Below are 8,746 nucleotides of genomic sequence, written 5' to 3'. Positions count from 1 at the left end.
CCCCTGCGGGGCGGCGACCTACTTTTTTGTCTTGCCAAAAAAGTAGGCAAAAAAGGCGCGCCGGATGGGGCGACTACCCCCTCGGGCTTCGACGAAAAGAGCGGCCGGGACCCAAACTCGCATCGCCTTAAGGCGATACTCAGACATGGGTCCCTCTTTTCCGCTCTTTTCGCCGAATCCCGAGGCGCCCCATACGGCCTTGGCACACCTTGACGGCTCGCTTCACATTGCGCTGGGGTGTTTCCCGCCCCTTCGGGCGGGAAACACGGCTACCACAATGGGCTGATCTTGCCGCTGGTTGGCTCCCCTCTCCCACTTGTGGGAGAGCAGCCGGGGGAGAGGGCGGGCGTTCGTCAAGCACGAGATGTCAGACCCGACCTTGACCTGTCTTGCTCTTACTGCGCCTGCCGTTTGCGCCGCGCGTTGTCCAGATCCTTGCACACGACTTCCGCGCCTTGGGCGATGCGTGGGCCGGCCCGGTTGACCAGGTCGCCGTCGATGGCGTAGAGGTTGCCACGCGCCACGGCAGTGACCTGTTTCCAGCGTTCCCACATGGCGAAGTCCGGCAGCGGGCGGTCGGAGCGGGTTGCGCCCATGCTGGCGGTCATCATGACTTCCGGGTTGCCGGCTACCACGGATTCCACCGAGACCGTCGGCACCAGCAGCGCTTCGTTGGCGAACAGGTTGCGGCCGCCGCATAGCGCAAGCACATCGCTGATCAGATGCTGGCCGCTGAGCGTCATCAGGGGTTGTTGCCATACCTGGTAGAACACAGTCACCGGCGGACGTGCCGCATAGGTCTGGCGCAGTTTGTCGATCTGCTGGCGGAAACTGGTGGCGGCGTTGTTGGCGGTGGGCTCGGTGCCCAGCAGCACGCCCATTCTCTCGATATTGCTGGGAATGCCTTCGAGCTTGCGCGGCTCGCTGTAGAACAGCGGCAGGCCGAGCGCGCGCAGGCGGTCGGTTTGTTTCTGCGCATTGCCGTGGCGCCACACCACGATCAGGTCGGGCTTGAGCGCGGCGATACGTTCGAGATCCAGCGCCTTGTTGTCGCCGACCCGCGGGATGTCGCGGGCCTGTGGCGGGTAGTCGCTGTAGCTTACGGTGCCGACGATGCGCGAGCCGCCACCGGCGGCGTAGAGCATTTCGGTGACGTGCGGCGCGAGCGAGATCACGCGGCGCGCGGGCTGGTCCAGTGTGACGGTCTGGCCGGCATCGTCGACCACGGATACGGCGGCGCCGGCGTGGCGGCAAAGGCCGCTGCCCAGCAGCGTGGCGAGGACCAGCAGGGCACGGGTAGTGATCGAGGTAGGCGTCATCGGGCGTTAGCTGGATAGGGTGCTTGTGTCGGAGCGCATTGTTGCAAGGGCTTGGGCCAGTGCGGCATCGAGCCGTTGCCATGCTGGCTCCTGCGTTGGTGGCAAACCCAGGCGCAGGCTTGGCAATACGCCAGGGATGCCCGGCGGGGCGTCGAACAGCCGCGCCCACACGCCTTGCCGCGCGAGCGCTTCGTGCAGGCGCGCGGCATCGGCATGCGGCACCCAGCTGAACAAGGGGCGTCCCACGGGCGTCAGGCCGTGCTTGCGCAATAGCGTTGCGAGCCGGATGCCGGCTTGTTGCAAACGGTCGCGCGTGGCGGCCTGCCAGGCACGATCGGCCAGGGCCAGGCGCGCCACCGCACGTGCGGGGCCGGCCACGGTCCAGTGCCCGAGCTGCTCGGCCAGCGCCGCCAGCAACGCGGGCTCGGCCAGTACAAAGCCGCAGCGCACGCCGGCCAGGCCGTAGAACTTGCCCAGCGAGCGCAGCACCACCATGCCGGGGCGATCCGCCAGCGCGGCCAGCGAGCGCTCGGGCGTGCAATCCATGAAGGCTTCGTCGAGCAGCAGCGTGCCGCCACGCGCGGCGAGATCCGCGTGCCATGTCCGCAGCGTGGCTTGCGCGAGCGTGCGCCCGGTCGGGTTGTTCGGGTTCACCACCACGAGGTGATCGAGCTGCGCGGCCAGGTCCGCACGGGCGAAATCCGGCTCAGCGAGCGGCACTACCTCATGCCCTGCGCGTGAGAAGGCGGGTGCGTATTCGCTGTATCCCTGCACCGCCACGCCAACGCGCCCGGGCTTGAGCAGTTGCGGCAGCGTGCGGATGGCGGCCTGCGAGCCGGCCACCGGCAGCGCGCGCGGCGCGCCGTAGGCCTGCGCGGCCAGTTCGGCCAGGCCGTCGTCATCTTGCGGCAGCCGCAGCCACGCGTCGGCGGGCAGGGCTGGCACGGGATAGCCGTCCGGGTTGATGCCAGTGGAAAGATCGAGCCAGTCTTCGACCGGACGGCCATGGCGGCGCGCGGCGGCGAGCAGGTCGCCGCCGTGGCGGATCGGAGTACTCATGCTAAGCCGTAGTGGAGGAGGGCGGCGCTGGCGCTGGAAGCGGCCAGCCACAGCCACAGTGTGCGTTGAACAAGGCGCAGGCAGGCGTGCACATCGGCCGCGCCGGGCGCGTGCCCCACGCCCAGCGGTGGGCGCGCTTCCCATTCGCCGTGATAGCGGGCGGGGCCGCCCAGCGCCACGCCGACGGCGCCGGCGCCGGCCGCCATGACCGGGCCCGCATTGGGGCTGGACCATGCCGGTGCCTGCGCGCGCCAGCAGCGCAGCGCCTGGGCAGTGCGCCCGAGCAGCGCGTACGAGAGCGCGGTCAGGCGGGCGGGCGCCAGGTTGAGCACATCGTCAAGCCGCGCAGCCGCCCAGCCGAAATACAGCAGGCGCGGCGTGCGGTAGCCCCACATCGCATCAAGTGTATTGGCGAGGCGATAGGCGATCACGGCGGGCGCGCCGCCTGCCAGGAACCAGAACAAGGCGCCGAAGATGGCGTCGTTGCCATTCTCCAGCGCCGATTCGCAGGCGGCGCGGGCTAGCGCTTCGGTATCCGCATCGGTGGTGTCGCGCGAGACGATGCGTGCCGTGAGCTGGCGCGCATCGGCGAGATTGCCCTGCGTGAGCGCGGTGGCGATCGGCGCAATATGCTGGGCCAGGCTGCGCGCGCCCAGTGCCGCGTAGAGTGCCAGCGCTTGCAGCAGCCACGCCAGCGCCGCGCTGAACTGCGCGGCGACATGCACCAGCAGGGCGGCCAGCGCGGCCGGCRYCAGCACCAGCAGCGCCCAGGCTGCCAGGCCGGTGAGCCGCTGGCGCAGCGGCGCGCCGGCCTGGCTGCGGTTCAGGCGGCGCTCAAGTGCTGCCGCAAGGCGGCCGAAGCCAACCAGCGGATGCCAGCGGCGCGGCTCGCCCAGCCATTGGTCCAGCAAGACGCCGGCTACGGCGGCGGCCACGCAGGCTTGCCAGCTGAATAGGGGAAACGGCCACCAGGAAGACAGCGATGGCAGCGATGGCAGCCACGACATCACGCCGGGTCGGCGCCTTTCACGCTCACAGGGATGCCGGCCACCAGCAGGCGCACGCGGTCCGCGGCGGCGGCCAGCTTCTGGTTCAGGCGGCCCAGCTCGTCGACATAGAAGCGGGTGATGGCGCCCATCGGCACCACGCCGAAGCCGATCTCGTTGGAGACCAGGATCACGTGCCCGGGCAGGGTGGGCAGCGCGGACAGCAGCGCGTCGATTTCCTCGGTGAAGGCGGCCGGTGGCGTTACCAGGCCATGCTCGGGATAACTGCGCGCATCGAGGAACAGCAGGTTGTTGAGCCACAGCGTGACGCAGTCGACCAGGATGCAGCCATCGTGGGTGGCATGGGCATATAGCGCATCCGCCAGATGCAGCGGCGCTTCGACCAGGCCCCACTCGGCCGGGCGCCGCGCGCGGTGCAGCGCGATGCGCACCTCCATCTCTTCGTCGGCGCTGTCCTGGCCGTGGCGTGCGGTAGCGATATAGGTAACGGGGCCGCCGGTGGCAGCGGCATGGTCGGTGGCCATCTGCTCGGCAAAGTGGCTCTTGCCGGAGCGCGCGCCGCCCAGCACCAGCGTGAGCTGGCGCGCGCGCCCCGGGGCGGCAGCGGCGTGCGGCGCGGCTGCAGCCTGGGGCGAGCGTTCACTGGCCGGCGCATGGGTGGATGCGCGCACGGGCTCGGTGGCAGTGGCGGAAGCGTTGGCCGGGGTCATCCGGGTATTGTAGCGGGCGCACCCATGGATCGCACGCCCGCGGTGGCCCGCGCACAGGGCAGCGCCGCGGGGTGCCGATGCGATAATCCCACGATGCAAAAAAATTCCTCCGAAGCCGCTGGCGCGGCATTGCCGGGTGGCTTGCGCGGTACCTTGATGGTGCAGGGCACTACCTCCGACGCGGGCAAGAGCACGCTAGTGGCGGGCCTGTGCCGGGTGCTGGCGCGCGCCGGCGTGCGCGTGGTCCCGTTCAAGCCGCAGAACATGGCGCTCAACAGCGCGGTCACCGCGGACGGTGGCGAGATCGGGCGCGCCCAGGCCTTGCAGGCCGCCGCCGCCGGGCTGGCGCCGCACACCGATATGAACCCGGTGCTGCTCAAGCCGAGCAGCGATACCGGCGCTCAGATCATCATTCATGGCCAGGCGCGGATGGACCTGGACGCGCGGGCCTATCACGCCTACAAGCCGGTGGCGATGCAGGCGGTGCTGGCGTCGCACCAGCGCCTGTCCAGCGCCTACGAGGTGGTGATGGTGGAAGGCGCCGGCAGCCCGGCGGAGATCAACCTGCGCGACCGCGATATCGCCAATATGGGTTTTGCCGAAGCGGTGGACTGCCCGGTGGTACTGGTGGCCGACATCGACCGCGGCGGCGTGTTCGCCCATCTGGTGGGCACGCTCGACTGCCTGTCGGCGTCGGAGCGCGCGCGCATCAAGGGCTTCATCATCAACCGCTTCCGCGGCGATATCGCGCTGCTGCAGCCCGGGCTGGACTGGCTGGAGGCGCGCACCGGCAAGCCCGTGCTGGGCGTGCTGCCCTACCTGCACGGCTTGCACCTGGATGCCGAGGACGCCATCATCGGCGCGCAGGCGGCCAAGCGGGGCGAACTGCTGCGCGTGATCGTGCCGGTGCTGCCGCGCATTTCCAATCACACGGATTTCGATGCGCTGCGCGCGCATCCGCAGGTGGACCTGCGCTTTATCGGCCCCGGCATGCCGATCCCGCCGGCCGACCTGATTGTGCTGCCGGGCAGCAAGAGCGTGCGCGCCGACCTGGCTTTCCTGCGTGCCAATGGCTGGGCGCCAGCCTTGCTGCGGCACCTGCGCTATGGCGGCAAGGTCATCGGCATTTGCGGTGGCATGCAGATGCTGGGCCGGCGCGTGGATGACCCGGCCGGCAACGAGGGCAAGGCCGGCAGCAGCGAGGGCTTTGGCCTGCTCGACTACGACACCGTGCTGGCGCCGCACAAGCAGCTGCGCGTGGTGAGCGGCCGGCTGGCGCTGGCGGGCGCCACCGAGGCCGCCGTGCAAGGCTACGAGATCCACATGGGCGTGACCACCGGCTCCGCGCTGGCGCGCCCGGCGCTATGGCTGGAAGGCGAGCGCCCGGACGGCGCGCAATCGGAGGACGGGCAGGTGCTGGCCTCCTACGTGCACGGCCTGTTCGACCAGCCGCAGGCTTGCGGCGCACTGCTGCGCTGGGCCGGGCTGGCGCGGGCGGAGGGTGTCGACCTGGCCGCGCTGCGCGAGGCCTCGCTGGAGCGCCTGGCCGATACGCTCGTCGCGCACCTGGACATGGATGCCTTGCTGGCGCCGCTGCAGGCGTCATAGCGGATGTCAATGCGGGCGTCAATGTGGGTGTCAAAGCGAGCCCCGCCGCCCGCCGCGCCAACTGCTAAACTCGCAGGCGGGCCCGCTCCGCCAGGGCCCGGCAGCGACCCACGGCAGGGCCAAGGCGGAACCCGGAGCGGCGCGCTCGCCGGCGGCGCTGACATGGAAAGCCATTGCGGAGACAACCATGCCCGTAGTCGTGATCGCCAATCCCAAAGGCGGCGTAGGCAAGACCACACTGGCCACCAACCTGGCGGGCTATTTCGCCAGCGCCGGCCACGCCGTGATGCTGGGCGACACGGACCGGCAGCAATCCTCGCGAGCCTGGCTGGGTTTGCGCCCGGCCTCGGCGCCGGCCATCCGTACCTGGGATATCAGCGCCGACCAGATCGCGCGCCCGCCCAAAGGCACGACCCATGTGGTGCTGGATACCCCGGCCGGCCTGCATGGCTGGCGCTTCAACGATGTGATGAAACTGGCGCACCGCGTGGTGGTGCCGCTGCAACCGTCCCTGTTCGATATCCTCGCCACCCAGGATTTCCTCACCCGGCTCGCCAATGACAAGCGCGTGCGCCAGGGCGAGGTGGAGGTAGGCGTGATCGGCATGCGGGTCGACCTGCGCACCCGTGCGGCCGAGCAGCTGCAGCGCTTTGTCGCGGGGCTGGGGCTGCCGGTGCTGGGCTTTCTGCGCGATACCCAGAACTACGTGCAGCTTGCCGCGCACGGGCTGACGCTGTGGGATGTGGCGCCGTCACGCGTGGCGCGGGACTGGGAGCAGTGGCAGCCGATCATCGGCTGGCTCGAGGAGCCGGCGCTGGCTAGGCGCCCAGCCGCCTGAGCAGGGCATCCACGGACGGCCAGCTCACCCGGCGCACGGCCACCATCAGATCGGCGCCGGGAAACTGGTCGTCGAACGCCTCGCTCTCCACGCCGTCAAGGCGCCGGTAGAACTCGCGCGCCTGGGTGTTGCCGTCCAGCACATAGAGAAAGAGGGGTCGCCCGTGCCAGCCAACGGCGGCGCGCTGCGCGCAATGTGCAAAGAGGCGCTTGCCAAGCCCTAGCCCGTGCCATCCCGGCATCACATGCAGGTTGTCCAGATACACGCCATATTGCGGCTCGGCCTCGGGTTGCAGGCAGGCAAAGCCGGCCGGCGTGCCGTCCACGCGCACGAGCGTGACTTCCACCGGGCCATCTGCGCCATCCACCAGGCGAGCCTGCCAGGCCTGCGCGCGCTGGGCCGGTGCTTCGCGCGCCAGGTAATCCGCCGGCAACAGGCCATGGTAGGCATGCCGCCAGCTCTGCGTGTGCAGGTCGGCAATCAGCGCGGCATCATGCGGGCCGGCAGGTAGCAATTCGATGGAATGGGTCATCTTCAAGGGAGTCGTCCGGGGCCTGCAACGGGCGTGATCAACATTCTGCCGCAATCCAGGCAAGCTTCGCCACGGCCCTTGCGTCTGTCACGCACCGGCAGGCCCTGCCTGTTAGAATCGCGAATCTTTCGCATTCTCATTATGCCKGCGTGATGCGTTCATCTCACGCCGGCATGGGGTCCGAAAACACAATTCCCACAACCCCAAATCTGCTCCCCGACTCCCATGGTCACCGGCCGCCTGCGCGTTGTTTTCGTCAAGATTCACCTGTATCTCGGCTTGTGGCTGGGCCTGCTCTTCGTCATGCTGGGCCTGACCGGCACCGTCATCGCCTGGCGCKATGAACTGGATGCCTTGCTGAACCCGGCGCTGCTGACGGCATCGGCCGAAGTACCCATGCCGGTAGCGCCGGCCACGGTGCAAGCGGTCGCCGACCGGCTGCAGGCCGACCCGCACTATGGCCGCCCCACCTTGCTGATGCTGCCGTCTGCGCCGCATGAGGTGTTTATCGCGTGGTACCCGCTCAAGGGCACGCCCAACGCCGGGCGCTCGCGCCAGGTGATGGTCGATCCCGTCACATTGGCGGTGAAGGGCGAGCGGGTCTGGGGCGAGCCCGGCCTGTCGCGCCCGTTGCTGCTGCCCACCTTGTTCCAGCTGCACCACTACCTGCTCTCTGGCGAGACGGGCCGGACGATCCTGGGCATCACCGGGATGCTGTTGCTGATTCTGGTGATCGGCGGGGTTGTGCTGTGGTGGCCCAAGCTCAAGCCGCGCGCGGTGCTCAATGCCTTTCGCATCAGCCATGGCGGCTCGTGGTCGCGTTTTAATTATTCACTGCATCGTACGGCTGGCATTTTTGCGGCGCCGGTGCTGGCGACGATGGCGTTTTCTGGCTGGTACCTGGATTTGCCCAAGTGGGTGACGCCGATCGTGGCTGGCGTGATGACGGTGTCGCCGCCCGGTAAGCCGGCATCGGCAACAGCGCCCGCGGGCACGCCGCTGCTAGGCGTGGCGCAGGCGGTGAGCGCGGCTCAGGCGCTTTATCCTGCAGCGCTGGTGACGCGGGTCAGCTTTCCGCGCAAGGCGGGGGATCCGTTCGAGGTGCGGCTGCGGCAGCCGGGTGAAGTCCGCCAGGGCAGCGGGGCTACGCGGCTCTGGCTGGATGCCCATACGGGCAAGCGGCTCGGGGTCCGCGACCCGATGGATGCGCCGGCTGGGGATACCTTTCTTAACTGGATGTACCCGCTGCATACCGGGGAGGCGTTCGGATTGGTGGGGCGGGCGTTTATTTCGGTGTTCGGGGTGGTGCCGCTGATGTTTGCGGTTACCGGGGTGCTGATCTGGTGGAAGCGTAGGCGAGGGCATCGGCGGCATGTGGTGCGGACGATGGAGAGGGCTAAGGGGGGGAAGGCTGAGGTGGTGCGGGAGGAGGCGGTTGAGGTTTGATTGCTGGTTGTCTGAGCCTGCAACTGCAACTGCAACTGCAAAATCAGATTCAAATTCAATGGCTTAACGTCAAAAGCAACCGCGGTTTCACCACCCCTGCGGGGCGGCGACCTACTTTTTTGTCTTGCCAAAAAAGTAGGCAAAAAAGGCGCGCCGGATGGGGCGACTACCCCCTCGGGCTTCGACGAAAAGAGCGGCCGGGACCCAAACTCGCATCGCCTTAAGGC

The 8,746-nt window shown here is 68.7% G+C and carries 8 protein-coding genes; 3 read left to right on the top strand and 5 right to left on the bottom strand.

From position 1 onward, the window contains the following. Window positions 1-395 precede the first annotated feature (395 nt). Genes AC1DS3_RS30795 through cobU form a run of 4 tightly spaced genes read right to left on the bottom strand, consistent with a single transcriptional unit; the run spans window position 396 to window position 4,095 of the window. Window positions 396-1,319: a cobalamin-binding protein gene (locus tag AC1DS3_RS30795; RefSeq protein ID WP_441633270.1), complete on the bottom strand. Its 924-nt coding sequence runs from the start codon at window positions 1,317-1,319 to the stop codon at window positions 396-398. A 6-nt stretch (window positions 1,320-1,325) separates the two neighbouring features. Further along, window positions 1,326-2,378 (bottom strand): threonine-phosphate decarboxylase CobD, encoded by a 1,053-nt coding sequence (cobD, locus tag AC1DS3_RS30790; RefSeq protein WP_441633272.1) that lies wholly within the window; start codon window positions 2,376-2,378, stop codon window positions 1,326-1,328. Next, window positions 2,375-3,385 carry an adenosylcobinamide-phosphate synthase CbiB gene (gene cbiB / locus AC1DS3_RS30785; RefSeq protein ID WP_477128615.1) on the bottom strand — a complete coding sequence of 337 codons (1,011 nt, stop codon included), beginning with the start codon at window positions 3,383-3,385 and terminating at the stop codon, window positions 2,375-2,377. The genes cobD and cbiB overlap by 4 nt, the downstream gene beginning before the upstream one ends. Continuing rightward, entirely contained in the window at window positions 3,385-4,095 is a 711-nt protein-coding gene (gene cobU / locus AC1DS3_RS30780) for a bifunctional adenosylcobinamide kinase/adenosylcobinamide-phosphate guanylyltransferase (RefSeq protein ID WP_477128614.1), read from the bottom strand. The genes cbiB and cobU overlap by 1 nt, the downstream gene beginning before the upstream one ends. A 156-nt stretch (window positions 4,096-4,251) precedes the next feature. Here cobU and AC1DS3_RS30775 point away from each other — a divergent pair, with 156 nt between their 5' ends. Together AC1DS3_RS30775 and AC1DS3_RS30770 are read left to right on the top strand one after the other, a co-directional pair. Further along, the gene (locus tag AC1DS3_RS30775; RefSeq protein ID WP_441633472.1) at window positions 4,252-5,703 is read left to right on the top strand and encodes a cobyric acid synthase; all 1,452 of its coding nucleotides are present in this window, start codon (window positions 4,252-4,254) and stop codon (window positions 5,701-5,703) included. Window positions 5,704-5,890: 187 nt separating this feature from the next. Further along, window positions 5,891-6,541 (top strand): nucleotide-binding protein, encoded by a 651-nt coding sequence (locus AC1DS3_RS30770; RefSeq protein WP_477128613.1) that lies wholly within the window; start codon window positions 5,891-5,893, stop codon window positions 6,539-6,541. On the opposite strand, the gene AC1DS3_RS30765 is transcribed toward AC1DS3_RS30770, so the two are convergent. Continuing rightward, complete coding sequence (locus tag AC1DS3_RS30765) at window positions 6,522-7,073, bottom strand: GNAT family N-acetyltransferase (protein ID WP_441633280.1); 552 nt, start codon at window positions 7,071-7,073, stop codon at window positions 6,522-6,524. The genes AC1DS3_RS30770 and AC1DS3_RS30765 overlap by 20 nt on opposite strands. Window positions 7,074-7,298: 225 nt before the next feature. Here AC1DS3_RS30765 and AC1DS3_RS30760 point away from each other — a divergent pair, with 225 nt between their 5' ends. After that, the gene (locus tag AC1DS3_RS30760; RefSeq protein WP_477128612.1) at window positions 7,299-8,519 is read left to right on the top strand and encodes a PepSY-associated TM helix domain-containing protein; all 1,221 of its coding nucleotides are present in this window, start codon (window positions 7,299-7,301) and stop codon (window positions 8,517-8,519) included. The last annotated feature ends 227 nt before the right edge of the window (window positions 8,520-8,746 follow it).

This window comes from Cupriavidus sp. 01L46, assembly GCF_056399905.1.
This window is presented reverse-complemented; position numbering and strand designations above follow the sequence as displayed.